This is a genomic window from Cupriavidus ulmosensis (assembly GCF_977008105.1).
The window spans coordinates 92,923-117,156 of the sequence record NZ_CDRMWP010000003.1 but is presented as its reverse complement, the minus strand read 5'-3'; the positions used below and the strand labels follow the sequence as shown (position 1 = coordinate 117,156).

Below are 24,234 nucleotides of genomic sequence, written 5' to 3'. Positions count from 1 at the left end.
ACATATCACTGCTTCAAGCTGTGCCAAGAACCTGGTTGCCCCTCCCCAAAAAATAGCGCCGCCCCCGCTTGATGGGGGACGGCGCTTTCCGAAAGCTCATGCGGATTTGGCTTGTTTTTTGGACTTCTTAGGCCCTGTCGGGAAATATCCAAATCGGGCCCATGCCGCAGGGTCAATAGGGAGCGGACTCGTGCGACCTGCCTGAAGGTTCACAAACACGCCAGAGTAGCTGAGAGTACCCGTGCGGAAGAGCGTCCAAAGAAGGTTGTAGGCTTGAACAGCGATCGCTTGATTGATCACCAACGATTGCTTCTCCAATGCCTCAGCCATCGAACAGGATGGTGCCGTGTCGGCTTTGTCCCCGGCCGGGTCGATCAGTTCGGGAAACAGATCGCCGACGTGCGGCAACCGGAAGGCGATCTTCTTGCCAACCTGCCCTAGCAGCACCTGGCCGCGGTCCGTCTCATTCCCGCAGTCGAGGAAATAGCCGTTCCGTCCGTTCACGAGGCCGCTGAGAATTGCTTTGCGCGCCCGACGGGTATCGACGCACCCGATCACCAGATCGTGTTGGAACCTGGTGCGACTATCGACCCGACAGGTTTGCGCTTCCCAGCGCGTTCCCATGAGCATGTTGAGCCTGCTCACCAGCAGTGTCGCCTTGTACTGCCCGACATCGCACGGATAGAAGGCTTGCCGACCGATGTTGGTCTCGCTGACCGTATCATCATCGAAAACCGTGCAGTCGATTCCCCCAGGATGGCCAAGCGCGAGCATCGCGTGGTGCAGCCGAGCGAGATTGGGCAGCAATGCACTCCCCGTCCCGCCCGCGCCGACCACGGCGACCTTCCATGCGCGCACCGTCATCTCCTCCGGAATCGTATGCGTGACCGTCATACTGGTGACTCCTCGCGGCGGACCGCACAATACCAATCACTCGGAACCCGTTCCACGTCCTCAAGAATGCCTTTGGCGCACAGCCGCAGCACCATCGAGGGTGTCGCTGCACCGCAGTTGCCGACGACGAGCGCGAACTTCACATCGAACCGATCGTCTGCATTGTCCGTGGCCGAGAAGAATGCCGGAAGACGCCCGTGCGAGTGCAGGTCCATCACGAGCGATTCCGTGACAGCAAGCTTCGGCCGTTCGTAGTCGAGGTGCCCAGGACCATGGCTCAGTATCTTCACCGGGGCCAGGCTAAACTGTGCGCTGTCGCAGTCCCAGACGATCCATGCTCCCACTTCATTCGCATTGAATGGGCAGCGAGCTTCGCGAATGCCCCTATCAGGTCGGGCGGGATACGCCCACAAAGCAGGTCTGTCGTCTCCGCGACGGCGCCATACGGGATCGCTGTGGCCACGCGAAACTCCGCAATGCGCCGCACAATCCGGATCCACGGCCTACGTGCTTCCAGGAACATGCCGTTGGTTGCGGCAATCAGCCGCTCACCGTTGGTTTCCAGTGGTGCCAGCTTGCCAAAGCGCGGCGCCATTACCGTCGGCAGCGATTGCTGCAAGGTGCGATCCATCGGATGCATATGTCAATCTCCAGTCGCACCTGTGAGCAGTTGCCCCAGCGTGCAGTTCATTGAAACGAGGACTTCCTTCGGGTAGGCCAGGAATCGGCCGTCGAGCATGTCCCGCCAGAAGGCATAGACACCGTTCTCATACGTGACGCGCTGGCGGCCGTGGTTGGGATGGGTGAATGCTGATCTGAAAAAAGCCTCTTCCCATCCCTCGACAGACGCGACATCGATCTGCTTCGGTACATGGGCAGTTCCGATGCAGATCTTCCCGTTGTCCCACGTGTTGAAATACGGAGGCTCATACAGCGCTGTCTCCGGTTTGGGCCGGGTCTCCTCGAGCACCGAGAACACGGAGAAGCCATTCGACGCCGCGCGGAAAACGAGCCCGGGATGTGGGACAACCGCGGTCCGCCTGCCCAACTCCGCGCAATCCATGAACACCCGCCGGTTCGCCGGCGCGCACCACCAGGTGATAGCGTCCTGGCTGACGGAAAGAATTGTCGGCGGCAGGAACTCCCCCTTCGGCAACGCGTTTTCGGCAACCTGCTTCAAGGCGTGAAGCAAAGCACGACGGTTGAGCGGTACCGCGACATCCAGCATCGGCCGGCCCGTTGCAGGATCCGTCTTGACGGCGTGCGCCGTCGCATAGGTGAAGGTCCCCTGCTGGGGCCCATAAAGCACGATGGCTCCTTTCGGAGCCACTTCGTGGGTTCGTGATGCAGAAACAAAGGTGCTCAAGATAGCGCTCCTAATCAGATATCAGGGTTAGCAAACAGTCCAGCTTTCCGACGATCTCCAGCGCTTGCGACCAACGCCTGTACTGCGCATCGATCGCCTTCGCAGTAGTAGCGATAGGCACATAGGCCTGGTAGGTGGTGACCTCTCCGGATTGACCTGCCATCTCGAAGTGGTCGTCCAGAAGCTCACCCACGTAGTCGTCGTCACCGGTGTAGACAATGGTCGCGGCGCTATAGACGGGATCCGCCCAGATGCCCGGACCGAACAAGCAGCCCTTCGGGGTTCCGCGCATCTGCGCCCGGAGAGCGACGATCGCATTGCAAAGCTTTTTCGCTTCGCCCTTGGACGTCGCAGCCAGGGATTGAAGCATCGCGTCGCTCAGAGGTCGCCAGCGCTTGGACGGCTTCTGACGAAGCCAGCGTGGCAACACCTCATCCGGCGCCATGCTCGCTCTAACCGCTGACGGCAGGCGCCGAGCGATCGTGTCCCCATCATCTCCTCCATAGTGGGATGCCAGGTACTCGCGCGCCGTCTCATCGTCGGCAGTGGGGTCATACTCCCACCACCAACGTGCGTACATGTCGAGGAGATCGTCCGGCGTGCGCAGATAGAGCGTTTTCCCAGAAGCCTCTGCAATGGCTGACATTGCGGTCGGCAGGAGATCCTTGTGCACTGCGCGCAGGACCTCAGATCGCTCCCTCCCGATCTCAAAATGGTTCTCCTCCGGCAACTCGATCGCGAGATAGAGTGCTTCGGTGAAATCGTCCGCTTGATCCCGATACGAAAGGGCGTCGCTAGCGCTGTTGCGATCGAACAAATCGATGTTGAAAGTCACTCGCCGGCAGGCCGGCTTGCGTCGGTTGAACCATGCGAAGAGCGCCTGCGCAAGAGCTTCCCCTGCATTGCCCGCGCATTTGACGTCAGCCGCACGTAGTGGGCCAGACTCGAAATGCAGGCGCGCGAGCGCAGAGTAGTCAGCATCGTCCGGAAATAAGACGGTTCCTGCAGATGGAACTGACCCTTCTAGCGAAGGCAGGGTCAGAACAGCATGGGCAGCGCGGCGTTCGGCATGAACAGAGGTTCGGCGTGACGACCACCCTGCCCCTTGAGTCGCGAATTCCGAATCAACTGGTCGAGGATCGAACAGCATACTTCCATCTCCTTGTCGGAAGAAAAAACCGCCCTTTCGGGCGGCTCATTGCTGATGATGGAATCGGCGGGACCCGCCAATGCCTTCATCAGATCACGGTGACGCATGCTCACCCCTTTGCGCCGGCGGCGCGGACGAACTCGTAACGGCCGACATCGCCTTCGACGACCACGCCCTCGACAGCGGCAGTGTTGAGCTCGGGGTACTGAGCCGTGTACATGTCGCGCACCTGGTCAGGACTAAAATCCGCGCCGGGATCGGGCAGCTTCACCCCGTTGTAGACGAACTCGCGCGTGAGCTTCTTGACTTCGATTGCCATGGCATACCTCCTACAGCAGACTGGCCAGGTCGGTGCCTGACGAGCGGGGTTCGGCCCCGGCCGGCATCACCGCAGCATCGCTGTCACGGTCTTCGGCCGCATCCGAATCATCATCGCCGGCGTCGCTGTCACCAGCCGCCGACGACTTGTCAGCATTGGCGGATGCTTTGGGCCTTGAGAGCGACTTGGTCGCCTTGGAGGACTGCGAGGCCTTGGCGGCATCGAGAATCAGGCTGGTGGCCTCGGCTTGCTCAGCCAACGACCGGTGCGACTCGGTCACCGCCTGAACGGCTGCTGCGAAGCCTTCGTCGAGATCCGCTGGGGTCGCCTTCAACGCCAGTGGCGTGGTAAGTGCGCCGTCTAGCGCCTTCTTTGCAACAGGTGCCACGATGACCGACATCTCGTCACCAACCATCGTCAGCGTGAGAACCAACTTGTCGCACGCGCGAACGAGCGGAACCAGTTCTTGGAACATAGGTGAATCCTTTTGGGGAAATGAGAAAGGGAATGCCGGGGTGCAGAACGCGCCCCGGTTGGATCAGAAGCAGAGGACCTTGGGGATCTTGCCGTGGTAGTCAAAACCCTCGACCGCCAGCAGGCCGTCGATGACTTCCGGTTTGGACTTGTTGAAGAGCTTTGCAAACCCGTCACCGAGCGCCTTTCGGATGCCCAGCTCATCTGCCAGCACCTTCATTTCCGACTTCGTGAGCATCTCCAGGAAATCTTTTGATTTCTGCAGATTCCAGTACTGCCGGAGGTCCAACTGATGGAACTTACACAGGCACGTGAGATTGTCGGTCTCCATGCCGTCGATGGCCGCAACCGCGAGGCCGACGGTGAGCATTTGGCGCTTATCCAGCGCAACGTCTGCTACGGCACCCAGGTTCTTCGACAATTCCGACGCCGGCTTCTCATCCAGCACCTTCTCGAAGATTTTCCCGAAGTGGTCAGCCGTGATGTTGCGGGCCAGACCGGTCATCGCAGCAGCGATCAGGTAATGATTTGCTACCTCGGGATTAGAACCGACCTCACGCCGCAAGGCCTTACGCCAGAGCGAGTGTCGATAGACTTTCACCCTCTCCGACTCGCTGATCCTGGTCGCTTCGGGCTCCTTGTGGGCCGGCTTACCCTCACCCTTGCTCGTTGGCGTTGTTCCGGCACCCGCTGAGGATTTGCCCCCCGGCGACTTCGCGTCACGCTCGGCCTTGAGCCGAGCGGCGACCATCTTCTGGTTGCACGAAGGGTCAAAGCACTGGCCGCGGAATATCTTGCCGATGCTATCGGGCAGGCCGCTTACAGCGACGCCGAAGCTCTCGCACGCATGGCAGGCCTTGGCCTGCGCCTCCCCAACGCCCGTCGGACCGTCCGCCACCAACTGGACGCGGGTGTGGTTGTCGCCGGCACGGATGATGCGGATCACCGGATACTCGTCTTTGAGGCCATAGGCCAAAGTATCAAGTCGTTTCTCCGTCTTCTCGTTGAAGCATCCGCGGTTCGTGCAACTGCCGGTTGCAATGGCCTCTGCGAACATCTCCGATTGAAGCGAGGAATTGTGGGAGCACGTCGCGCAATCGGCCTTGTCGAATATCGCCGCGGCAAGGTTGCAGGCAGCCGCCTCGATCGTCTTTTTGAGCTCAGCGACGGACTTCTTTTCGCTGATGATCACGGGCAAGAGCAGGTCCTGTTTGTCCTTGGGCAAGGTCGCCAGAAGCTCTGCGTGCCCAAGATTGATCGTCTTGGGAGTCAGTGCCTCCAGAACTGCGGTACTGCAGTTCATGAGGGCCAGGCGCTTGTCCAGGGTGGCGCGACTCCAGCCCAAGATCCGAGCAGCTTCGTCACGGTCGCCCTTGAGCTTTCCGACAGCCGTCGCAGCGGCGATGGCTTCCTCGGAAGGCGCCATCTCGGCACGCTGGATGTTCTCGATGAGAGCGAGATTTGCCGCCTCTTCGTCGGTCAGCACCCTGATAGTGACCGGCATGTCGTACTCAGGCCCGTGAGCGTCCCAGGCACCGCGGTAGCGATACTCCCCTGCGACGAGTTCATAATCGGCGTTGGGATCGCCTTCCACGGGACGCACAAGAACCGGCTGAAGGACGCCATGAACCGCAATGGAGGCAGTTCTCTCCGCGAGTTGCACCGGATCGAAAAACTTCCTTGGGTTGTTGCCGCGACGGATCCTGCTGAGCTTTACCGTTGGTTGTTGCATTTGGTGGGTTCTCCAGAAAATGAGGAACCCGTTGCCGCACCGGGAACAGGTCCCGATGGGATGAAGATAGGACATCACCGCTCAACGACGCTGGCGGTGTGGTACTGCAAAGTCTGGCACCGAAGGTGCGGGGTCGATGCGTCTAAGACGCGGTAAGAGCGCGTAGATTAACCCAACGCGCGCCACGTGCCAAGCTGATCATGCGGCTATATCGCAAGCCCCTGCCATGGAAGGCAAGGCCAGGCGGCTAGATCGCGCTGGCTTTCCGCTGATCGATCATGAGCAGTCGAACCGCCTCCCGAAAATCGAACGCGGCAACGGCGGGCGGCAACAGGCGCTCGTGGATCAACCAGTCCGTCATCTGCGTGGCCAGAAGCTCGGCAGGCGCCGTAGAATATTCGACGTCGGCGCGGGTGAACGCTGCCATGACCGCGAGACTTCCTCGACCGCAGAGATTAAACCGGCGAGCCAGCGCGGTGGCCGCATCTGCGGCGGGGTTTCGGGCGTCTGACATTTTTCAGGCCTTTGTGCCGGTATCGGCGGTCACAGGCCGAGCGCGCATTGGCGCTTCAGGAACCTCCCGTCCGTATCTTTCCACCGTGTCGGTGGACAGTTCGTAGTGGTGCGGCATGTGGCGGATTGCCGCGCCGTGATTCCCCGCCTTGATCAGCGCACGCGCCAATCCGATGTCTGCAACATCGCCGCGAACAAGGGTGCGGACCCCGTTCGCCTCAACCAGCCAGATCCTGTACATCACCGATGTCTCCACGCGAAAGGTTGAGTTGACGGGCCAGGGCATCAGCAGTTGATGCCCGTTATGCCTCTTCGTAGCCGCGTTTTCGATACTGCCGGACGACCATGACGTTCATCAGCACCATGACCGCCAGGCCTACGGCGCACCCCGTCACGAAAGCGACGGTGTCGGTCAACCCAAGGCACCTCCCGCCATAGCTCACGCCGACGGCAACCGGGCCACCTAGAAAGGCGCTGCAGCTCGACACGTGCACCACACGCTTGTTTTTCTTGAACCACATGCCCATCGGTTCTCCAAAAAAAATGGCCCTCGCTAGAGGGCCTGAATCATCGAGAGAGAGAGACCCGGTAGCGGGGAAGCTACCGAGATCTATCGTAGTGCAGCCGGCCCCGCGATAGCGCGCTGAAAGCTGACCGATTTCGAGCAGCTTTCAACACCAGCGCTCAGAAGAGCGCAAGTTGATCGTCCGGCACGAACACCTTCATGACGGTCGAGGGAGCGGAGATCATCGGGCAGGGCTCTGCATCGACATCCAGTGCCGGCGCCACATCCTTCACGTCTTCGCCATCGTCGCGGTGTCGCCGCAGCTTTCTTCCCCAACCGCTCAGAACATGCGCAGGTGTGAACCAGCTACTCCAAGACTCTCCAGTCAAACCGTTTCCGTGCACGACGATGCCCGGAATATGCAGCAGTGCCATCTGCAGGTAGGTCATGTGTACACACCGCGGATCGATATCGATGCATGTCGCATGCATCGCATGCTGATAGTTCCACCCGGCGTCGTGTAGTGCGTCAGCACATGCGATGACCATGCCACCTGCACCGCACGCTGGCTCTAGGACGGTCACGAAGCCGTCACGTTCAATATGCGGTCTCCCATCACCGATCGTCATGCACGCCATCGCTCGAGACACCGAGTACGGTGTGAAAAACTGCCCGGTGCTGCTGTTGCCCAGTTCCAGCATCATGAAGGTCTGACCAAGGATGTCCGCCAAGCCGTCTCCGCCTGGTACCAGCTTCTGGACCCGCTCCTCGAACACTAGCGTCAGTGCGCCAAGCATCTCGGAAAAGAGAGTGAGTTCGTCACGACTGTATTTCTTCACAATCGCAAGATACCGCTCCTCCCGGGTGTCGAAGTGGTGACGGTCGACAGCATTGCTAATCGACAACGCCGACATTTCGACGAAATCGGAGAACACTTCGTGCATGGCGTGGCGGCGCCCGACGACGTTGAACATGCGGAGCAGTTCCTTGTGTGGATCGCTCGCGTCTTGATACAGATGGCGCTTGGCGGCTTTACTCATGCCCACCCCCGACGCAGAAACGGGTACGCCACCGACTGCAAATCAGCCACATCTGGCAAGGCCAGGACATCGTCATACATGTTGAGTGTCTCAATAAAATCCGGGGAGACACCCGCGGCGGGATGGCTCCCGCCGGGAAAGAAGAACTGGGTACGTTAGCGGAAGATCAAACGGCCCCGCGTTGGGAATGCGGCCAGACCAACTGCCATCCACCATGCGACGGGATGATCAGGAAAGGCCGGCACCGGACCGCGGAAGAAGCTAGGGATGGCCATAAGATCCAGCTCGCCGGCGCAGTAGCGTCGCCGATAGCTGTCGGCGATCTCGCACCACATGAGCTCGGCGCGAGCGATGTGATCCCACATCGGTGGCAAGCGATCCTCACTGAATATCTGCTCGCCCTCGCGGTTCATATACGCCACCACTTCGTGATAGCGGCCAAGGTCGTGAGCAAAGCCCCGACGAATGAACGACAGGACCGCCGGTGCGTGGGATCCGAAGACGCGAAGCAACTGCCGGATGTACGCAGCAGACTCGCGGCGCGAGCGCACCTTATAGTCCGGGTCTCCGACTTGCGCGCATTTCTCCTCGAAGGGTGCCGGACCGACCTCGACAGAGATGAATTTGTGGAACATGACGTCTCCTGACAAATGCGGGAAACGCCCCACGGGAACGTTTCCCGTGGGGGTGAAAGAGGATTGGTTACTACCAAGAAAAGGCTGGTCGGTCGGTTTGCCGCGGAAACTACCAAGACAGTCAGCGCGACACCGGCGCGACGCGCGGTCGAGAGACCGCGATGGCGAGCCAAGCGATCACGATCAGACCGCCGATCGCTGCGCAGGTTGCCAATTGAATGCAGAGAAGTTCGAAGTTCACCGTAGTGACGGTGAAGAACAGCGCAGCAAAGAGGTTGGTGACCATGGCCAGAGCGGCAATGGCAGATGCGTGGGAATGCTCCATGATGGCTCACAAGAAATTGGAGCCATGTCCCATCGGGAGCATAGCCCCAATGGGTAGGAAAAGCAGATGGCCGGAACGCCGGCGGAGTCGATGCGCAATAGCGCGGGAAAGCGGAAAGGATAATACCGCGAAGCCACAGCCATCGACAAGCGCGCGATCGGCCCTCTGCCGCTGCCCGCCGTGCGGCACACCGAGTTCCGCGGAGAAATGCGTGTCGAGCGAATTCCCATCGGAAATCTTGACTTCCTACTCGATTCAGTATCGTGACCTCTCCTCAGCACCGGAGTTGAAAATGCAGCTTGAGATCGATCTTGACCATATTGAGCGCGTCGCCCTGCAGCGTCAGCAAGCTGGCGGACGAGTGGCGGTGCGACCGGCAGTCTTACTTGCCTTGGTCGGCCGCATCCGCACCCTGGAAAACCAAGCAGGCACCCAAACGCTGCCCGGGCGATCTGCAAATGCGAGGCCCCGCGGCAACGAAAACGATGCGACGTGAACAATCAAGACATCGAGCACGGCCTTGACGGTCAACCCGCCGCCGCCGCGGGCGGGCGTGTCCCGTCCCGACGCTGCGCTTCGTTTTGACTGGATCCGGTAGGCGCGCACTCTATTGCTCCAGAACTCAGCCTGCCGACGCGACGTCTCTCTATCACAAACGGTGCCACCGGGCGGGGATGTCCCCTCCTCAAGACAGACCAGTTCTATCGGCTGCGCCACCAACCCGTCGAAAGAGGGTCGAAATCATATAGCTTTCGACAGAACGTACCTCCGCCCTTCCCTTCAAAATGGTTTCCGGCCATCTCCGCGCCGGCAGCCTTGACTTCTTGGCGAAGCCGGTATCGTGGTCTCAGACCACTCGACATTGCCGCCATCATGAGATTCACCCGAACCGAACGCTACGAGCCGCTTATTTTCAACGAGCGCAGGCGGAACGCTTTTGCACGCAAACAGCAGCGAGAACGCGATCGCTATCCCTTGTTCCCGGACCAGGTAGCCCAGGAACAGCATTCGCCGAGCGAGGAGGCCGCCCGACGCCAGCGCCAGTCCGACCGCTACGAGCAGCGCATGCGCGACCTTTCCGCCCGGGTCTGGCGCAAGTCCCGGGCCGCATTTTTCGCACAGCCCGAAGAAATCAAGGCCGAGATTCGGACGAAGTGGGCTACCTGGACCGGCCCGACGACATGCACCTACTTCGCGTGGGTGGTCGACGAGCTGAGCGGCGAGCAGGCGCGACGCCGCGCCGAGGCCGCCAGGCAAACTGCCGAAATCCGCCGTCGGGTTCGCGCCGCAATTGGTGAACAGATCGAGCTGGAGGTGGTTTGATGCGCCCCACCGCCGAACAAGATGCTGTTGTCGAGGCAGTCAGGACCGGCACCCCCGTGAAGGTCAAGGCCTATGCCGGCGCGGGCAAGACCTCCACCCTGCGCTTGGCTGCCGAAGCACGTGGCCGGGCGCGCGGACTGTATCTCGCATTCAACAAGGAGATTGCCCAGGACGCCGCACGGAAGTTCCCGTCGAACACGCGATGCCGCACCGTGCACTCGCTGGCTTTCGGAGCAACCCGGGAAGAGATCACGCGGAAGCTTCGCAACCCCGTGGAACCACCGTTTCAACTTGCGACGCGATATGGCCTGGCTGCAATGCGCCTGCCCACGACGATCGGCAAGGATCTGGAGCTATCGGCGAGTAAGGTGGCCCGCATAGTCAAGGACGGGGTGGCACGGTTCTGCCGATCAGCCCAGGCCGAACCGCAGGCATGGCACATCCCTGTTGAACCGGTCATTACAGAGGCCGCGGCCGCCGCGCTACAGACGCAATTGCTGCCCTATGTGAACCGACTGTGGGCCGAAAGTATCGATCCGGCGGCCCATTCGGCCATCTCTCATGATGTGTACCTGAAGCTCTGGGAGCGCAGCCGCCCGTCCATCGGCGCCGACTTTATTCTGTTCGACGAAGCGCAGGATGCCGATGGACTCATGTTGTCCGTCTTGCGTGGGCAGCGTTCGCAAGTTGTCTATGTTGGCGACCCGTACCAACAGATCTACGAGTGGCGTGGCGCGGTCAATGCCATGGACCACATCAAGGCGCCCGAGCGCGCACTGACGGAATCGTTCCGCTTCGGGCCTGCCATTGCGCAATTGGCCAGTCGGGTCTTGCGCCTGATGGACGAGGAGACGCCGGTGCGAGGCCAGGACAACCTCACCTCACGTGTGCTACACGAGTCGGAACCAAGCCAGCGCCGCGTCAACGCCGTCCTCTGCCGCAAGAACGCGACGGTACTGTCCCACCTCGCGCAAGGCATCAGCCGCGGCGAACGCGTTGCGGTCCGGGCGAACATCGAGGAGCTCAAGGCATTCGCGAACGGCGCCGAGCAATTGATGCGTGGCGAACGCATCGGCTTCCCAGCTACCCTCGCACTTTTCGAGACCTGGGAAGACGTTCAGGAGTATGCGGAGTCGTTCGCCGGCCGCGACCTGCTGCCGCTGGTCAAGCTGATCGACAACGAGGGAGTGGATTACCTGCGCCTGATCCTGAGTCGCGTGTCTCCCGAGGCCGAGGCCGACTACGTGGTCTCAACGGTCCACCGGGCCAAAGGCCTCGAATGGGATGGCGTCAGGCTCGCCGGCGACTTCAGGTTCAAGACGGACGACAACGGCGACAAGACGATGGTGCCCGAGGAAATGCGCCTGCTCTACGTCGCAATGACCCGCGCAAAGTGCGAGCTTGACATTTCCGAGATCCGCACCGACCTCTACACCATGTTCCGGGATGCCGGCGTATAGGAGGACTCAACCATGACCACCGTGCGCATCGGCGCCACCGAATACCCGCTCGAGGACGTTCAGGAAAACCCGGCAAGGTATGCCCGCGTCCTGGAGCGAGCCAAGACGATCCAGGGCTATGCGGAGTGTGGTTGCAGCATGCACAGCCCTCGGCCGAAGCTGGTGATTCGACGCTACAGCGGCGCGTTCCTGCTCGCCCGCTGGCCGGAACAGGCTCATTTGCATTCCCCGTTCTGTCGGTTCCATCAACGGACGGCAGGATCGGAGAGCAAGGGAACCGAGCTCGACGCTTTTCGCCAGCGCGACGGGCATCATGACGTTCGGCTCGATCTCTCCTTGTCAGTGAGCACACGATCGCCGACAAAGTCGTCGACGGCCAAGACACCTTCGGCGGGGGCTCGGCCTCAACGACGCACAGCCGGCCTGCTCGCGTTCCTCGAATATGCGTGGGAGGCGGCGGGCCTCAATGTCTGGCCTGGCCACGGCGGGCGCGGCTGGAATATTTGCTGGTCGCAACTGACAACCGAGCTTGCCGAGTGCAGGATCAACGGGAAGCCCGGTGACGCCTTGCTACACGTCATGGAACGGTGGGACCCGTCTCGCAAGACCGCGATCCTCGCAGAACTCGAGGCGTTCCGGGAACGCCTCAAACCCATGGGTGACGCCAACCAGCGCGGCCTGGTCATCGGAGAGATCGAAACTCACAAGCCGACCCAGTACGGCGGCATGCTGATTCTGCGCCAAAGCAAGCAAGCATATTTCGCGTCCCCCGGGCTATACGAACGCATCCAGCGATCCTACGCTCTTCCCCTCGCCGGCATCGGCAAACCGGATCGGCGCTGCGTCGCAATCCTCGCGGTCGAGCGATCGAAGTCCAACTACCTCACGGTGGTCGACGCGGCGGCCATGCTCACCAATCGGCAGTTCCTTCCCTGCGATTCGAGTCACGAAATCGCCATGGCAGACTACCTGGTCACCATGCAGCGTGCCTTCCGCAAACCGGTGCGGCACCTCGGCCGCGCCGCGGTGCACCCCGACTTCGTGCTCACCGACACCAACCCCGAGACGATGATCGAGGTCCTCGGTATGACCGGGGATCCGAATTACGATGCCCGGTTGGAGGAGAAGCGCCGACACTACGCGAACGAGGTCACTCCCTACATCGAGTGGGATGCACGCGTCGATTACCTGCGGCTCCTCCGCTTGCCTCCGGCCAATGGCCGCTCCGAGCTCGACCTGTGACCGAGAAACGCGATCCCCTGTTCGATGCCGCGCTCGCATTGATCCACGCCCATCGCGCTGCGTCTGTCGCGCTGCTCGAACGCCGCCTGGGCGTGGACCGTCCTCGCGCTGAAGCGCTCCTGGTGCAGGTCGCGCGGGAGACACCGGCGGTCACCCTACTCGCCAGCGGCCTATTCCTCTACCTGCCCGAGCAGTTGGCCGATGAGCTTGGGGCCCTGCGCACCTTCGCCGGTGCCGTGCTGACCGCGCTGCAGACCGACTCCATCGATCCGGCTCGCCTCCGTGCGAGCGCCATCGCTGCAGGCCTCACCGTCCCCGAGCAGTTCGACGTGGAAGACCCACACCGCCGCGCCGCCTAATCCGAACTCACCGGCGAAACTTGACTTCCATCGCGAATCGGTAGGCTGGGCCTGTACCTACTTTCACTTCGCCGATCCCATGAATAAACGCCAGACTTCTCCCGCGTCTCCCGCGGCGGGTCATGCCGTTGTCTGCCGCGCGGCCCCAGCGGAACCCGATGCTTCCCGACTGGCGAAGCTGGTCTTGCCGGTGGACTTCGGTCCGGACCGGACCGGCACGCTTACCGCACAGGCCAGTCACGTGCTCGTGGACGGACTCACCTGCTCCGCGCACCTCGCTGTCGACCTCGTCCCCGCGGCCGCTGCTGGCCAGCCGATCGCCGATATCCGGTCCCACGATCCCGCATCTGCGAACAACATCCGCACGATGCACCCGCTCGGACAGGTGCACGCATGACCCTGCTCTACCTCATCCCCCGCAGCGCGCTTGGCGGGCGCAGCCCCAAGACGGGCTTGCGGGTTGGCCAACGACACCGTTGGAATGGCGGAGCTTGGGGACTCGGCCGATGCGCGTTCTGCGGGCGCTCTCTCGAAGAGGTGCGGCAGAGAAAGAACGTGACACCCGGCGGCGGGAAATCACCCACGGAGCGCGCATGATGGGCTACATCAACCCCCTTCTGAGCCTGCCGGCCGCCTCCGACCTGCTGAACCTACCCGAGCAGGATCGCCGCGCGATTGCCCGGATCTTCCGCCAGCTTCGCGACCAGGCCAACACCCAGGCTGAAGACGCGTGGCGCCGCCGCAAGGGGCCGATGGCGACCTACTGGCGCGCCGTGTCGACATACGCTCGGCACCTAGCACACGCATTGGAACAACCAACCAAGACAAAATCGTGAACGAAAACTCCAACATCGAATGGTGCGACCATACGTTCTCGCCCTGGGAGGGCTGCCAGAATGTCAGCCTTGGCCGCGACGACTGCTACGCAGCGCGCCGTAACGCGCGCTTCGGCGGTGGGACCGCTCCGAACTGGGGCCCGGGGGTGCGACGGCGCCGGACACCGTTCGCCAACCGGCGCAATCCGCTTCGCTGGAACGCCGCTCACGCCGCGTTCGCATCTGTCCACGGCCGCCGGCAACGCGTGTTCTTTGGGGGCCCGACCGACATATTCGATAGCGAGGTACCGCTCGAATGGTTCATCGACGTGCTCGAGCTCTGGCGCGAGACACCTAACCTCGACAAGCTCGTCCTGACGAAGCGGATCGGCAACGTCTCGAAACGACTGGGGGAGGCGTTCAACAGACTGGTGCTTCGGAAAGACTGTGCGGAAAATCCGCTGGTGCCCTGGCTTGCCACTTGGATCGCCGGTAATCCGCCGGCGGACATCTGGCTCGGTGTGCCTGTCGTCAACCAGGCCGAGGCGGACCGCGACATCCCGAAGCTTCTTCGGACACCTGCGAAGCTCCGCTTCCTCTCGTTGGAACCGCTACTCGGCCCCATCGACGTGTTCTCTACCATGACGGGCGACCTGCTGCATGCCTCTGGCAACGTGTACGCGCCAAGCGCGATCGACTGGATCATTGCCGGCGGCGAGTTGGGACCGGACGCTCGCTACACCTTGCCCGCCTTTTTCCGTAGCCTTCGCGATCAATGCGCAACCGCCGGCGTCCCGTACCTCTTCACCCATTGGGGCGAATGGCATACCGCCGCGCGAACATTGACCGCCGGCGAAGCTGTCTTCCGCACATTCGAGACATTCGAGCATTGGGTAAGCAAGGCATCGAGCTGGGTCCGTGATGGCATCTGCGTGGACAGGTGTGGCCTGCAGCTCAAGACTGGCGAAGATTTCGTGCGGGCACGCGACGACGGCCGCTTCCCGGTGACGGTGATGCACCGGGTCGGCACGAAAGCTGCGGGGCGGCTCCTCGATGGTGTCCTGCACGATGCATACCCCAATCCGTTCGATACAGGGTCTGCCGCATGCGGACGGGCAATACCTCGCGCGAGCGAGGCTAGCCGATGACCGCTCAACTGGACTTGTTCGCCCACGTGGCTGCGGCCTTTGCCGATGCGGCCGACCGCCCTGTTTCAAACGCCGAGCTATATGGCACGGTGGCGAAGGCGGCCGATATTGAACCGGCGGAGACATTGCGCCGCCAACCGATCGGCGCCTCAGGCGCGCTGCACAGCCCGTTCAAACGCGCCGTCCGCTGGCATCAGCAAACCCTGAAGCGCCTCGGCATCATCGAACGGATTCCCGACCAACGCGGACTCTGGCGACTTTCGGAGCCAGCAGGAAAGGAGCTTGACCGCGCGACGTCCGGTGTGAAGCTGCTAGCATTCAGCACAGATCTCGGCGTCGCAATCTGGAGCAAGTCGCAGGACGTGTTTCCAAGCCTGGGCGAACCGATCGCGCTCTGCTTCACATCGATCCCCTATCCGCTGCGACACGCGCGGGCGTATGGTAATCCGCCAGCTGCTGAGTTCGTCGACTTCATCTGCGGTGTCATCGAGCCCATCGCGGCCGGGCTGGTCCCAGGCGGAAGCATCGTCCTCAATGTGTCGAACGACATCTTCGAAGACCGTAGCCCCGCGCGCTCCCTGTATGTCGAACGCCTCGTTCTGGCCCTCCACGATCGATTCGGTCTGGCACTGATGGACCGTATTCCATGGGTGAACTACAGCAAGCCGCCGGCGCCCACCTGGTGGGCCTGCGTCAACCGGGTGCAACTCGCTACCGGCTACGAGCCCATTCTGTGGTTCACCAACGACCCTCATCGCATTCGCTCAGATAACCGCCGGATCCTGCAGGAGCACACTGCGCGCCATCGTAGTCTGGTTCGCGCCGGCGGCGAGTCCCGCACGGCCATTTATGGAGATGGCGCATATCGCATTCGGCCGGGATCATTCAGGGCCGAAACGGCTGGGCGCCTCGCCCGGAACGTCCTGGAACGGGGCCACGCCTGCGCAGACACCCGGCATTATCGCCAACAGGCAAAGGCGTTGGGGCTACCAGTACATGGCGCCATGCAACCCACGGCTATCCCAGACTTCTTCATCCGCTTTCTGACGGAGCCGGGTGACCTGGTCGTGGACCCGTTTGGCGGAACGATCCGCACTGGGCTAGCGGCTGAGCGCCTTGGTAGACGCTGGCTGGTTACGGAATGGATCCACCAGTACATCCGGGGCGCGGCTGAGCTCTTTAGGACAGCGCCAGGCTTTGAGCTGAACCCCACCCTGACTGCCGCCCTTTCTTCTACAGGCAGCCACCGATGATCCGCACGCAACTCTGGGCATCCGGCGGCGGCGTCCAGTCCGCCGCGATAGCCGCACTGATCGCCATGGGTGAGATCAAGCCGGATCTTGCCGCCATCGTAGACACAGGACGCGAGCAGTCCACGACGTGGTCGTATATGGATGCCATTATCGTGCCGGCGCTGTCCGCTGTCGGCGTGACGCTGCATCGCATCTATAAGAACCAGTTCGAGGGGCGGGACCTATACGGGGGCGCAGACAACAATACCCTGCTGCTGCCGGCATTCTCCACGCGCGGCGGGGAAGTGGGTAAGCTGTCCAACTGGTGCTCATCGTATTGGAAGCGGGAGGTCATCAAGCGCTGGGCCAACCGGAACGGCGTTGACCTGGTCGACACGTGGCTAGGAATCAGTGTCGATGAAATCGGACGGATGCAGAAGCACCGGGGCCAAAAATGGCACACGCGCTATCCACTGATCGAGCGCGGCATGAACCGCGGTGACTGCATCACCCTGGTGAGGCGGATGGGATGGCCGGATCCCCCGCGCAGCTCGTGCTACATGTGCCCGAACCACACGGCACAAGAGTGGCGTGATATACGCGACAACAAGCCCGCCGACTGGCACGCCGCGATCGAGTTTGAGCGCGACCTACACCGCCGGGACCCGCATGCCTTTCTGCACCACGATTGCGTTCCGCTCGACCAAGCGGACCTGGATGAGCGTAACGGTGTGCTCTTCGCCCATTGTGACAGCGGGATGTGCTTTGTTTGACCCCATACTTTAGACGCAAGATTCTTCATGATGAGCCACAAAGCCAACCCCTCCAACGAACACGAATATCCCGATCCGGAGACCGTTCTCGCCATCCGCGGTGCAATCAAGACCGGCATGTATGCCGGGCCGATGGGCGAAGACGGCCATTGGCTAAATGAATTCTGGCAGATCGGCCGTGCGCTTCGAGACCATGCGGACGCGCTGCAGGCATTCCAGATGGCCACACAGCGCGAGGTGCTCCGCACCACCGAGGGATATCTCGATCTGGCGCGGGAGTAGCCTGGGGATGGGGAACCGCGTGGGCGGCATTGACACCATTGCAGGTCTTCCCCACTCTCCGATCTGCCATCTAGAGCAGCCCGACCGCGACGACACCGCCCGGGCTGCTGCGCCCACCCCTTGACATCGGCTGGCATCGGGCAAGCTGGATTCACCTCCCTCGAAGGACTCTCCATGCGACGCAAATTTCTCCTCGCCGCCCTTCTCGCGCTGGCCGCAGCCACCGCCAGCGCCAAAGAGCCGACTCAGTCTGCCTGTGCCGGCTCGTTCGGCCTCGGGCGGCCTGTCATCGCGAAGCCGGCTGGCAAGGCCCACCTGCTCTGCTACCGGGCCTACGCTACACTGACCTCCGAACTGACCCGGACGCCTCTCTGGTCTGCCGAGTTCCTCACTCGCGATGCTGTCAACGCCGCGAGGGATGTTCCGCGCGACAGCGATTTCTTCGAAGAGGACGCCCTCCCCGCTGAGGCACGTGCCCGACTGGCCGACTACGGCCGTGGTGCCGGCTATGATCGCGGCCACATGGCGCCAAGCGGCGATTTTGCCGACAAGGCATCTCAAGCCGAGAGTTTCAGCTTGGCCAACGTCATCCCCCAGAACCCCACGAGCAACCGCCGAACCTGGAGTCACATCGAAACCTCTACGCGCAAGCTGGTGCGGCAAATCGGCGCCGCCTATGTGGTGACCGGCCCGGCGTTCATACGCAACGCCGGCATGCTTCGCGGCCGCATCCGAATCCCGGATTTTGTCTGGAAGGCGATCTACGTGCCTGGCAAGGGCGCCGCCGCCTACATCGTGCGCAACGACGAAACCCCTGCGTACAGCGAGGCCAGTATCGCGGAGCTCGCTCATCTCACCGGCGTCGACCCGTTCCCGTCCCTGCCACCTGGGCAGCGCGGAACAGCAATCGACCTGCCCCCACCGACACCTCATCCTGGCGAGAAGCCGGCACGCCGCGTCACGCTGGCGTGGCTGACATCGGCCGAAGCTGCAAAGGCGCAGTCGGCCTCGCATCTGGTGCAGAGCGCGGGCACGCTGCTGTCTCTCGCGCTTGCATACGCGCGTTAGCAGGCTCCGGCTCGGCAAACGGAGCAGGTCTACAGCTTCAGCCCACGAAGGAACATGTTCCGTCCAGAAAACGCGAAAGGTGCTGTCTGGACACCACCTTTCGACGTAGATCACGAGGAGAGCGGAGCCGCCACCGACGTCAGCGCCAGGCGTCAACGCAAAATCCAAGCGCCCACGACTGCATAGGCCAGCAAGGCAGGCATGGTACCCGCCAACGAGGCCAAGACGAAGCCGATTCGCGATGGCCGCCTGGTCGTGCGAGCCAAGGCACGCGCACGACGCCGGACCCCATCAACTGTGACCCGCACGGTATCCTCGGCAGTGCCAGCATCCCACGTCGCAAGCCACTGCATGTCAGAATTGTGGATCTCGCCGACGAAGATAGAGATTTCCTCCACGCCGATCGCCCTCGCCCGCTCCACGGCGAACTCGAGCATGAAGACGCTACGCAGTGGAATGTTCAGTTGCGGCTCGACCATCTGCATCCAGTGCCAGTCCCCATCGGGGAATGCCGGTGGCTCGGTGCGCCCGAGCCCTCTACGCCGCAAGCAGTTCTCCACCAGGTAGTCTCCTGGTGACAGGAAACCGGCGATCTGGCGCCGCTCGGTGGGGTGCAGCGCGTGAAACGCCATCGAGCCGCCGATATCCTGCAACCGGCGCACGCCATCGGCTCCGAAGCGGTCCGTCACCGTCTTTCTCTCGGCCCGCCTGGTGCGTTGCACGCGCCAAAGTCGAAGCGGCGAGATTGTGGCCTTCAGCTGCATGCGGAATGCGTCCGCAAGCGGAATCTCGGTCCAGTCGTCCATATCGACCTCAATACCACAGTACATCTGGATAAACCGCATCTCGCCGAAGATAAGGCCGGGCGCACTCGCGATGGCCCGCTCCACGTGGCCCTTGTACTCGAGATTCGTACCACCCGTCAGGCCATGGAGCACGCCGTACACGTGGCACCTTACCCCTTCATACTCGAGCTCGATCCGGTCTATCTCGGATGGGATGGCGGCAGCGCCCGATAGCAGCTCGGCTACTGTGCAATACGACGGGTCCCCGGCCGAGGTCACTGAGGCACCCCGTTCACAGCGTCCTTGAACCGCTGTCCGACCTTGAACTTGACGGTCTTCGCCGCCGGCACGGCGATCTCTTCGCCGGTCCGGGGATTTCGGGCGACGCGCGCCAGCCGATCACCCCTGCCGAGAGACCCGAAGCCGACCAGACTCACGGTGTCACCGCCTGCCACCGCGCCCATGATGGCGTTCAACGTCGCGTTGAGCGCTTCTTCAGCCTTTGCCTTCGACAAGCCATCCACGCCTCGCGCAATCGCGTCAACCAGTTCCGCTTTGTTCATTTATTTCTCCGTTTGCGCCGGGAATCGGCGACTAACCCACTATATCCACGCATATGCCCCGGGATGGCGTCAAAAAGTTGGCAGAAACGGCCAGCATTCGCGAGACATCTGTTTATTGCCCGTCCCACCAGCCTGACGCCTCGTCTTCCACGTGGATTCCCACACATGCAATCTGATCATTGGCACCTCGCCGAAAGCTGCGCTCGAACACAGCATGCGGCAGCCCGTCCAACAGCGATCGGTGAAAGAAGTTTGCACATGCAATGTCATCCTCCGCTCGGCTGCGTACCGCGCAAATCCGTCCATGCCGATACCCCTCGTCCCAGCAATAGCTCAGGATCGCCTGGAGGTCCACCATCGAGAGCGCTTCTTCGTGTTTGCGTCCCCACGCGAACGATCCAGTAGCATTCGTCGACACTCTGGGCGTAAGGTACAGGTCCGGATCCGGCATGACGATCAGTCCCATCAGCTTTCCCCTTGCCCGAGCAGCCTGTAGAGCTTGGTGCGGGAGATACCTAGGTCTCGGGCGGCCGCGGACCTGTTGCCATCACGGGCGACAATGGCGGCCTTCACTTCTGCCAGAGTCGGGTCCGGCCGCTTCGACGACATCTGCGTGGAGTATGTCGACAGGTACGCGTTCGCCTTCGTCGCCCGGCTATGCCCCGCCGCTTCAACCACCTTGCGCATGGCTTCCCGGTGCGCAGCGACATCGCGCACCTTGCCCGCCCCCTTCACGGCCGCAGGCTGACCGGCCTCACGGTGGTACATCTGCTGCAGGAACTGATGCCGCAGCCCGTGCGCGGTCACCCCATCACCATTCTTCGTAATCCCGTGCTTCTCGAGCACGGTATAGAAGCGCCGCCGCCATCTTGCCTGGGTGTAGCGAGCAGGGATTAGCGTGCCGCGCTCTGGATTCGTTGCTGCCGCGAGCTTCGCCGCCGCCGCCAGAACCTCGTACTGCCAGTCGAACTCGATCGCGACCCGTCGCGGCCTACCCCCCTTCGTGCCGTCATGCACGTGCAGCTGCCCTGACGGCAGAACATCGAACGCAGGTTTCAATCGCCAGCTCTCCTTCGCGCGCAGACCGAACGCCGCCTCGAGCTTCAGTTGCAGCGCAACGTGCGGATCGCTAACCTCGATCTGCGCGACTTTAGTGATCGCATCCACGCCGTTGCCCTCCCAGGAACGGTCCTCCTGCGCTACGTACCTCCGCACGTAACCCTCCGGCCGCTTGACGTACTCATCGATGCGGCCAACCACCTTCGGCTTCCCCATCCAGCTCATGAACGCGCGCAAATGCGTCAGACGAAGCTCGACCGTGCCGACATTGAGACTTCGCTCAAGTACCCAGTGTTGCACGAGCCAGGCGATGTGCTTCTGGCGGATGCTGTATGGCGATGTCACGGCCATGCGCCCCGCCGTGCGAAGCTCCACGAACATCGCCAACAGGGCCTGCACCCGCTGCCGCTGAGACATCTGCGACAGGGATCGACCGCTCACGCGCGTCCCGCTATGCGGTTGATGCAGGTGCGAAGTGGCCAATACCGCGAATTCGGCTTTGAAGCGCTCGGGAAGACTGTACTGCTCCAGCAGTGGGAGCAGGTTGATTGATTTGCTCATGGGGATCCTCTCATCAAAGCCCGATGCCAAATTGACCTTACCCGACTTGATGGCCGTGACAGCGAGTTTCTCTTTCGTCTGGCGAATCACGGCCCCGAACCGTGTCCGCCATCTTGGTGTACCGAGCCACCACGCCCAGCTAACCGGCCACCTGCCGGATGCCCCTACCTTCCTGTCCTTTAGCGATGCCAAACCGATCAGCCCTGAGCATGGAAGCAATGCGTCGTGACTGTCCGCTATGCGCGCAGGCTCTCGCCTGGCACGCCCCTGCGGCCATCCACCCGGCTGCATCTGCGATGCCGGGCGCATCCACGAGGATTCTTGTCCTCGCGCATGCGCCCGTCCGCGGTGGGTGATTCCTGTTGCGCCGTTCTGGTACCGGTAGCGCCTCCCGGGTCGATATTGCTCAGAAGCCCGCGTTCACCTTTCCGGTGCGCAGTCAGCTCCCCGCCCCAAAGCCGGATCATCCCCGCCGCAGTGTGTCGGGCTTCGTGATCCGCGCCCAGCCACCCGGCTGAAAGAGCGTTGTCTACTTGCGGAAGTTTCTCGGTACACCTGTCCGGTGTCCGGCTTCGGATTCGTCCGCACTTCGGTCTATTTTCACAAACAGACCGCTATCGGCTTGGTATCGCGGTGTCCGGTGTCCTCACTATCCGACACGGTCCACTTGATTTGATTGAAAAAAAAGCCGGTTCAGTTTCCGGCGTGAACATCTGGCGGTCGCCGGCCCAACTTGAGGGCCTCGCTTGCCTGAGTGTGCCGCGCAATGGCGGCGGGATCGATGCGTCGGGGACGCGATGGGTACGCACAGGATAAAGCACAACGTTCGACGATGGCAACGCTTGAGCCTGCGAAATCGCGAGCTTTTGCGGCCTTGACTTCGCCATTTCCCCGGTAGATTGGATTCAACGATGTGGCACTTGAGTGGGCGTCGTGGCACTTGGCAGGCCATAGAGGGCTAGTCACGATCCAACGCAGCGGATTTCGTGGCACTAGGTCCCATGATGGCCGCCCATGTGCCACGACGACGATCTACGTGGGGCATTCCCGGTCGCTGACGGCCGGCGAGACAGTTCCATACCCGCCATGTCTTTTTTCTCTTTTCAAATGTCTTGGAGCAAGAAATGAAAGTCGCAACAGTCGCTGTCGATGTCGGGTACGGTAATACGAAGTCCGCTTTTCCGCTGGGTTCGGACGTCGCCACGAGCATGTTTCCCTCTCTCGCACCTCTGTCCGCCACGTCTTCACTCACCCCGCACGGAGGTTCTGTGCTCCGGGCGCGTAACGTCGTGAAGGTGGAGGTCGACGGCGCCACCTACGAGGTAGGCCCGGAGGTCTCGCTCACTGCGGCCTACGGCAACACGGGCCGCGCGCTGTCGGAGGACTTCGTCACCACGGCAAACTATGCTGCGCTCCTGGCCGGCTCTCTGAACTACGCGAAGGCCTCGCAGATCGAGCGCCTTGTCCTCGGCCTGCCCGTGCACAATACTCAGAAGTACGCAGCCTTCCTCAAGGACCGCTTCACCGGAACGCACGATTTCGGCTGGGGCGCCATCCAGATTGCCAGCGTCCTTCCTCTTCCTCAGCCACTCGGGACGCTCGTGACGTTCATCCAACAAAGTGGCAATAAGTACGATCCCGACAATGCCTATCTGGTCATCGACGTCGGATACTTCACCACGGACTGGGTCGTCGCACGCGGCTACGCGATGGACGACACACGAAGCGGTGGTTTTCCGTGTGGGGCAGCTCGCGTCTATCAACAGGTGGCCAGCCTGATCTCTGCAGCCAAGGGCGAATCGATGGACAGCATCGAGCGGATCGATAAGGCGATCCGTGACGCCAAGCCGCTGCTCTTCTATGGCGAGGATCTGGATATCCGCGACTACCTCGCGGAGGCGATGGCTGTAACCCAGCAACCCATCAAGGAAGTTCAAACTCGTGTCGGTCGCTCGGAAGACATCCGCGCGATTATTCTGACGGGTGGTGGCGCGTCCCTGTATGCCCCGACTATCCGGGCGGCATTCCCTCGCAACACCATCCACGTGATGGATGCCCCCTGCTTCGCAAACGTCCGGGGCTTTTACACCATCGGTGCGGCTCGGCAGTCTGCACGATCCGCGGCGTAAGGTGAACACATGACGGAGAAATTGCAGATCACCGTCACGCTTTCAGCGGACGCTTGCCCCGATCTGATCAAGTATCTCAGACAGTTTACTAGCGCGCGCGAGCGTACGTTCGTGTTCAGGCTCTTGGCACAGCGCGGACTCGAGGTCATGGCTGGGGCAAGCCCCGTCACGCTCTTGCCAACTGCCCGTTTGATCAGCCAGTCGGCCAGACCCGAACCGAGCCCCGCCGGCGAGCGCGATGCCTTTCAGGTTAGCGCGCCACCACCCGCGCAGGCAGTGCCGGCGCATGACCTGGCGGGGTCGCAGCAAGCGCCACCGCTCGCCCCGTCTGGCGTCGACGAAGCCGCTGCTGACTTGTCGCCAGCATTGTCAATTGATGCCCTGGACCTCGGCGCACTCAATGACGCGATGGCCAGATTCGTCTAGTCGCGGCTTGACGAGTTGGCGCTTTATGGCATGCTAGACTGATCGAAAACAAGAAT

General features: G+C 61.9%; 33 protein-coding genes. 14 read left to right on the top strand and 19 right to left on the bottom strand.

Annotation, left to right across the window (positions count from 1 at the left end; translation table 11 throughout):
* Nucleotides 1-96: 96 nt before the first annotated feature.
* The 15 genes from ACWTPI_RS34520 to ACWTPI_RS34450 form a co-directional block, all read right to left on the bottom strand.
* Nucleotides 97-894, bottom strand: coding sequence for a PRTRC system ThiF family protein (locus ACWTPI_RS34520; protein WP_059414422.1), 798 nt, complete (start codon nucleotides 892-894; stop codon nucleotides 97-99).
* A complete protein-coding gene (locus tag ACWTPI_RS34515) occupies nucleotides 891-1,238 on the bottom strand; it encodes a PRTRC system protein A (RefSeq protein ID WP_370552867.1) in 348 nt (115 codons plus the stop codon). Before ACWTPI_RS34515 ends, ACWTPI_RS34520 begins: the two co-directional genes overlap by 4 nt.
* Nucleotides 1,181-1,534 (bottom strand): DUF2016 domain-containing protein, encoded by a 354-nt coding sequence (locus tag ACWTPI_RS34510; protein WP_370552868.1) that lies wholly within the window; start codon nucleotides 1,532-1,534, stop codon nucleotides 1,181-1,183. The genes ACWTPI_RS34515 and ACWTPI_RS34510 overlap by 58 nt, the downstream gene beginning before the upstream one ends.
* Before the next feature lie 3 nt (nucleotides 1,535-1,537).
* On the bottom strand, nucleotides 1,538-2,260 hold the full coding sequence (locus tag ACWTPI_RS34505) for a PRTRC system protein B (protein WP_059414424.1): 723 nt from the start codon (nucleotides 2,258-2,260) through the stop codon (nucleotides 1,538-1,540).
* Nucleotides 2,261-2,270: 10 nt separating this feature from the next.
* Nucleotides 2,271-3,296, bottom strand: coding sequence for a PRTRC system protein F (locus ACWTPI_RS34500; RefSeq protein ID WP_454728040.1), 1,026 nt, complete (start codon nucleotides 3,294-3,296; stop codon nucleotides 2,271-2,273).
* Nucleotides 3,297-3,298: 2 nt separating this feature from the next.
* Entirely contained in the window at nucleotides 3,299-3,517 is a 219-nt protein-coding gene (locus ACWTPI_RS34495; protein WP_059414428.1) for a hypothetical protein, read from the bottom strand.
* 2 nt (nucleotides 3,518-3,519) lie between these two features.
* Complete coding sequence (locus ACWTPI_RS34490; protein WP_059414430.1) at nucleotides 3,520-3,729, bottom strand: PRTRC system protein C; 210 nt, start codon at nucleotides 3,727-3,729, stop codon at nucleotides 3,520-3,522.
* 10 nt (nucleotides 3,730-3,739) lie between these two features.
* A complete protein-coding gene (locus ACWTPI_RS34485) occupies nucleotides 3,740-4,204 on the bottom strand; it encodes a PRTRC system protein E (RefSeq protein ID WP_059414431.1) in 465 nt (154 codons plus the stop codon).
* A 63-nt stretch (nucleotides 4,205-4,267) separates the two neighbouring features.
* On the bottom strand, nucleotides 4,268-5,935 hold the full coding sequence (locus ACWTPI_RS34480; RefSeq protein ID WP_059414433.1) for a PRTRC system ParB family protein: 1,668 nt from the start codon (nucleotides 5,933-5,935) through the stop codon (nucleotides 4,268-4,270).
* Between the two features lie 247 nt (nucleotides 5,936-6,182).
* Nucleotides 6,183-6,362: a hypothetical protein gene (locus ACWTPI_RS34475; protein WP_059414436.1), complete on the bottom strand. Its 180-nt coding sequence runs from the start codon at nucleotides 6,360-6,362 to the stop codon at nucleotides 6,183-6,185.
* A 90-nt stretch (nucleotides 6,363-6,452) separates the two neighbouring features.
* Nucleotides 6,453-6,689, bottom strand: a complete 237-nt coding sequence (locus ACWTPI_RS34470; RefSeq protein WP_059414438.1) for a hypothetical protein — start codon at nucleotides 6,687-6,689, stop codon at nucleotides 6,453-6,455.
* Nucleotides 6,690-6,750: 61 nt separating this feature from the next.
* Nucleotides 6,751-6,969, bottom strand: coding sequence for a hypothetical protein (locus ACWTPI_RS34465; RefSeq protein ID WP_156173997.1), 219 nt, complete (start codon nucleotides 6,967-6,969; stop codon nucleotides 6,751-6,753).
* 163 nt (nucleotides 6,970-7,132) lie between these two features.
* Nucleotides 7,133-7,993: an N-6 DNA methylase gene (locus ACWTPI_RS34460; protein ID WP_059414442.1), complete on the bottom strand. Its 861-nt coding sequence runs from the start codon at nucleotides 7,991-7,993 to the stop codon at nucleotides 7,133-7,135.
* A 155-nt stretch (nucleotides 7,994-8,148) separates the two neighbouring features.
* Nucleotides 8,149-8,628 carry a hypothetical protein gene (locus tag ACWTPI_RS34455; RefSeq protein WP_059414444.1) on the bottom strand — a complete coding sequence of 160 codons (480 nt, stop codon included), beginning with the start codon at nucleotides 8,626-8,628 and terminating at the stop codon, nucleotides 8,149-8,151.
* Between the two features lie 121 nt (nucleotides 8,629-8,749).
* On the bottom strand, nucleotides 8,750-8,953 hold the full coding sequence (locus ACWTPI_RS34450) for a hypothetical protein (protein WP_059414446.1): 204 nt from the start codon (nucleotides 8,951-8,953) through the stop codon (nucleotides 8,750-8,752).
* Nucleotides 8,954-9,164: 211 nt separating this feature from the next.
* Between ACWTPI_RS34450 and ACWTPI_RS34445 the strand changes: the two genes are divergently transcribed.
* The 12 genes from ACWTPI_RS34445 (at nucleotide 9,165) to ACWTPI_RS34390 (ending at nucleotide 18,655) form a co-directional block, all read left to right on the top strand.
* Nucleotides 9,165-9,449 (top strand): hypothetical protein, encoded by a 285-nt coding sequence (locus tag ACWTPI_RS34445; RefSeq protein ID WP_156173998.1) that lies wholly within the window; start codon nucleotides 9,165-9,167, stop codon nucleotides 9,447-9,449.
* A gap of 377 nt (nucleotides 9,450-9,826) precedes the next feature.
* Nucleotides 9,827-10,276 carry a hypothetical protein gene (locus tag ACWTPI_RS34440; RefSeq protein ID WP_059414448.1) on the top strand — a complete coding sequence of 150 codons (450 nt, stop codon included), beginning with the start codon at nucleotides 9,827-9,829 and terminating at the stop codon, nucleotides 10,274-10,276.
* Nucleotides 10,276-11,736, top strand: coding sequence for a 3'-5' exonuclease (locus ACWTPI_RS34435; RefSeq protein WP_059414450.1), 1,461 nt, complete (start codon nucleotides 10,276-10,278; stop codon nucleotides 11,734-11,736). The genes ACWTPI_RS34440 and ACWTPI_RS34435 overlap by 1 nt, the downstream gene beginning before the upstream one ends.
* Before the next feature lie 12 nt (nucleotides 11,737-11,748).
* Nucleotides 11,749-12,978: a DUF1173 family protein gene (locus ACWTPI_RS34430; protein ID WP_059414451.1), complete on the top strand. Its 1,230-nt coding sequence runs from the start codon at nucleotides 11,749-11,751 to the stop codon at nucleotides 12,976-12,978.
* Nucleotides 12,975-13,337: a hypothetical protein gene (locus ACWTPI_RS34425; RefSeq protein ID WP_059414453.1), complete on the top strand. Its 363-nt coding sequence runs from the start codon at nucleotides 12,975-12,977 to the stop codon at nucleotides 13,335-13,337. Before ACWTPI_RS34430 ends, ACWTPI_RS34425 begins: the two co-directional genes overlap by 4 nt.
* Before the next feature lie 79 nt (nucleotides 13,338-13,416).
* Nucleotides 13,417-13,734, top strand: a complete 318-nt coding sequence (locus tag ACWTPI_RS34420) for a hypothetical protein (RefSeq protein WP_156173999.1) — start codon at nucleotides 13,417-13,419, stop codon at nucleotides 13,732-13,734.
* A 196-nt stretch (nucleotides 13,735-13,930) separates the two neighbouring features.
* A complete protein-coding gene (locus ACWTPI_RS34415) occupies nucleotides 13,931-14,173 on the top strand; it encodes a hypothetical protein (RefSeq protein ID WP_231586615.1) in 243 nt (80 codons plus the stop codon).
* The gene (locus tag ACWTPI_RS34410) at nucleotides 14,170-15,300 is read left to right on the top strand and encodes a DUF5131 family protein (RefSeq protein ID WP_059414457.1); all 1,131 of its coding nucleotides are present in this window, start codon (nucleotides 14,170-14,172) and stop codon (nucleotides 15,298-15,300) included. Before ACWTPI_RS34415 ends, ACWTPI_RS34410 begins: the two co-directional genes overlap by 4 nt.
* Nucleotides 15,297-16,553, top strand: a complete 1,257-nt coding sequence (locus ACWTPI_RS34405) for a site-specific DNA-methyltransferase (RefSeq protein WP_059414459.1) — start codon at nucleotides 15,297-15,299, stop codon at nucleotides 16,551-16,553. Before ACWTPI_RS34410 ends, ACWTPI_RS34405 begins: the two co-directional genes overlap by 4 nt.
* Nucleotides 16,550-17,305, top strand: a complete 756-nt coding sequence (locus ACWTPI_RS34400; RefSeq protein ID WP_059414461.1) for a hypothetical protein — start codon at nucleotides 16,550-16,552, stop codon at nucleotides 17,303-17,305. The genes ACWTPI_RS34405 and ACWTPI_RS34400 overlap by 4 nt, the downstream gene beginning before the upstream one ends.
* A 27-nt stretch (nucleotides 17,306-17,332) precedes the next feature.
* On the top strand, nucleotides 17,333-17,587 hold the full coding sequence (locus ACWTPI_RS34395) for a hypothetical protein (protein WP_059414463.1): 255 nt from the start codon (nucleotides 17,333-17,335) through the stop codon (nucleotides 17,585-17,587).
* A gap of 174 nt (nucleotides 17,588-17,761) precedes the next feature.
* On the top strand, nucleotides 17,762-18,655 hold the full coding sequence (locus ACWTPI_RS34390; RefSeq protein ID WP_059414464.1) for a DNA/RNA non-specific endonuclease: 894 nt from the start codon (nucleotides 17,762-17,764) through the stop codon (nucleotides 18,653-18,655).
* Between the two features lie 152 nt (nucleotides 18,656-18,807).
* On the opposite strand, the gene ACWTPI_RS34385 is transcribed toward ACWTPI_RS34390, so the two are convergent.
* The 4 genes from ACWTPI_RS34385 to ACWTPI_RS34370 form a co-directional block, all read right to left on the bottom strand.
* A complete protein-coding gene (locus ACWTPI_RS34385; protein ID WP_231586616.1) occupies nucleotides 18,808-19,602 on the bottom strand; it encodes a hypothetical protein in 795 nt (264 codons plus the stop codon).
* A 113-nt stretch (nucleotides 19,603-19,715) separates the two neighbouring features.
* Nucleotides 19,716-20,003, bottom strand: a complete 288-nt coding sequence (locus ACWTPI_RS34380) for an HU family DNA-binding protein (RefSeq protein WP_059414466.1) — start codon at nucleotides 20,001-20,003, stop codon at nucleotides 19,716-19,718.
* Nucleotides 20,004-20,115: 112 nt separating this feature from the next.
* Nucleotides 20,116-20,469 carry a hypothetical protein gene (locus ACWTPI_RS34375; protein ID WP_156174000.1) on the bottom strand — a complete coding sequence of 118 codons (354 nt, stop codon included), beginning with the start codon at nucleotides 20,467-20,469 and terminating at the stop codon, nucleotides 20,116-20,118.
* Nucleotides 20,469-21,623: an integrase domain-containing protein gene (locus tag ACWTPI_RS34370; protein ID WP_059414468.1), complete on the bottom strand. Its 1,155-nt coding sequence runs from the start codon at nucleotides 21,621-21,623 to the stop codon at nucleotides 20,469-20,471. Before ACWTPI_RS34370 ends, ACWTPI_RS34375 begins: the two co-directional genes overlap by 1 nt.
* 1,124 nt (nucleotides 21,624-22,747) lie before the next feature.
* Here ACWTPI_RS34370 and ACWTPI_RS34365 point away from each other — a divergent pair.
* Together ACWTPI_RS34365 and ACWTPI_RS34360 are read left to right on the top strand one after the other, a co-directional pair.
* The gene (locus ACWTPI_RS34365; protein WP_059414470.1) at nucleotides 22,748-23,752 is read left to right on the top strand and encodes a PRTRC system protein D; all 1,005 of its coding nucleotides are present in this window, start codon (nucleotides 22,748-22,750) and stop codon (nucleotides 23,750-23,752) included.
* A gap of 9 nt (nucleotides 23,753-23,761) precedes the next feature.
* Nucleotides 23,762-24,178, top strand: a complete 417-nt coding sequence (locus ACWTPI_RS34360; RefSeq protein WP_059414473.1) for a hypothetical protein — start codon at nucleotides 23,762-23,764, stop codon at nucleotides 24,176-24,178.
* Nucleotides 24,179-24,234 lie beyond the last annotated feature (56 nt).

Excerpts from the sequence above, each read along its gene's own strand:
- ACWTPI_RS34520 (WP_059414422.1), bottom strand. The coding sequence starts at position 894 with ATGACGGTCACGCATACGATTCCGGAGGAGATGACGGTGCGCGCATGG.
- ACWTPI_RS34510 (WP_370552868.1), bottom strand. The coding sequence starts at position 1,534 with ATGCATCCGATGGATCGCACCTTGCAGCAATCGCTGCCGACGGTAATG.
- ACWTPI_RS34495 (WP_059414428.1), bottom strand. The coding sequence starts at position 3,517 with ATGCGTCACCGTGATCTGATGAAGGCATTGGCGGGTCCCGCCGATTCC.
- ACWTPI_RS34490 (WP_059414430.1), bottom strand. The coding sequence starts at position 3,729 with ATGGCAATCGAAGTCAAGAAGCTCACGCGCGAGTTCGTCTACAACGGG.
- ACWTPI_RS34485 (WP_059414431.1), bottom strand. The coding sequence starts at position 4,204 with ATGTTCCAAGAACTGGTTCCGCTCGTTCGCGCGTGCGACAAGTTGGTT.
- ACWTPI_RS34480 (WP_059414433.1), bottom strand. The coding sequence starts at position 5,935 with ATGCAACAACCAACGGTAAAGCTCAGCAGGATCCGTCGCGGCAACAAC.
- ACWTPI_RS34475 (WP_059414436.1), bottom strand. The coding sequence starts at position 6,362 with ATGGCAGCGTTCACCCGCGCCGACGTCGAATATTCTACGGCGCCTGCC.
- ACWTPI_RS34470 (WP_059414438.1), bottom strand. The coding sequence starts at position 6,689 with ATGTACAGGATCTGGCTGGTTGAGGCGAACGGGGTCCGCACCCTTGTT.
- ACWTPI_RS34465 (WP_156173997.1), bottom strand. The coding sequence starts at position 6,969 with ATGTGGTTCAAGAAAAACAAGCGTGTGGTGCACGTGTCGAGCTGCAGC.
- ACWTPI_RS34460 (WP_059414442.1), bottom strand. The coding sequence starts at position 7,993 with ATGAGTAAAGCCGCCAAGCGCCATCTGTATCAAGACGCGAGCGATCCA.
- ACWTPI_RS34455 (WP_059414444.1), bottom strand. The coding sequence starts at position 8,628 with ATGTTCCACAAATTCATCTCTGTCGAGGTCGGTCCGGCACCCTTCGAG.
- ACWTPI_RS34450 (WP_059414446.1), bottom strand. The coding sequence starts at position 8,953 with ATGGAGCATTCCCACGCATCTGCCATTGCCGCTCTGGCCATGGTCACC.
- ACWTPI_RS34440 (WP_059414448.1), top strand. The coding sequence starts at position 9,827 with ATGAGATTCACCCGAACCGAACGCTACGAGCCGCTTATTTTCAACGAG.
- ACWTPI_RS34435 (WP_059414450.1), top strand. The coding sequence starts at position 10,276 with ATGCGCCCCACCGCCGAACAAGATGCTGTTGTCGAGGCAGTCAGGACC.
- ACWTPI_RS34430 (WP_059414451.1), top strand. The coding sequence starts at position 11,749 with ATGACCACCGTGCGCATCGGCGCCACCGAATACCCGCTCGAGGACGTT.
- ACWTPI_RS34420 (WP_156173999.1), top strand. The coding sequence starts at position 13,417 with ATGAATAAACGCCAGACTTCTCCCGCGTCTCCCGCGGCGGGTCATGCC.
- ACWTPI_RS34415 (WP_231586615.1), top strand. The coding sequence starts at position 13,931 with ATGATGGGCTACATCAACCCCCTTCTGAGCCTGCCGGCCGCCTCCGAC.
- ACWTPI_RS34405 (WP_059414459.1), top strand. The coding sequence starts at position 15,297 with ATGACCGCTCAACTGGACTTGTTCGCCCACGTGGCTGCGGCCTTTGCC.
- ACWTPI_RS34400 (WP_059414461.1), top strand. The coding sequence starts at position 16,550 with ATGATCCGCACGCAACTCTGGGCATCCGGCGGCGGCGTCCAGTCCGCC.
- ACWTPI_RS34395 (WP_059414463.1), top strand. The coding sequence starts at position 17,333 with ATGATGAGCCACAAAGCCAACCCCTCCAACGAACACGAATATCCCGAT.
- ACWTPI_RS34390 (WP_059414464.1), top strand. The coding sequence starts at position 17,762 with ATGCGACGCAAATTTCTCCTCGCCGCCCTTCTCGCGCTGGCCGCAGCC.
- ACWTPI_RS34380 (WP_059414466.1), bottom strand. The coding sequence starts at position 20,003 with ATGAACAAAGCGGAACTGGTTGACGCGATTGCGCGAGGCGTGGATGGC.
- ACWTPI_RS34375 (WP_156174000.1), bottom strand. The coding sequence starts at position 20,469 with ATGGGACTGATCGTCATGCCGGATCCGGACCTGTACCTTACGCCCAGA.
- ACWTPI_RS34370 (WP_059414468.1), bottom strand. The coding sequence starts at position 21,623 with ATGAGCAAATCAATCAACCTGCTCCCACTGCTGGAGCAGTACAGTCTT.
- ACWTPI_RS34365 (WP_059414470.1), top strand. The coding sequence starts at position 22,748 with ATGAAAGTCGCAACAGTCGCTGTCGATGTCGGGTACGGTAATACGAAG.
- ACWTPI_RS34360 (WP_059414473.1), top strand. The coding sequence starts at position 23,762 with ATGACGGAGAAATTGCAGATCACCGTCACGCTTTCAGCGGACGCTTGC.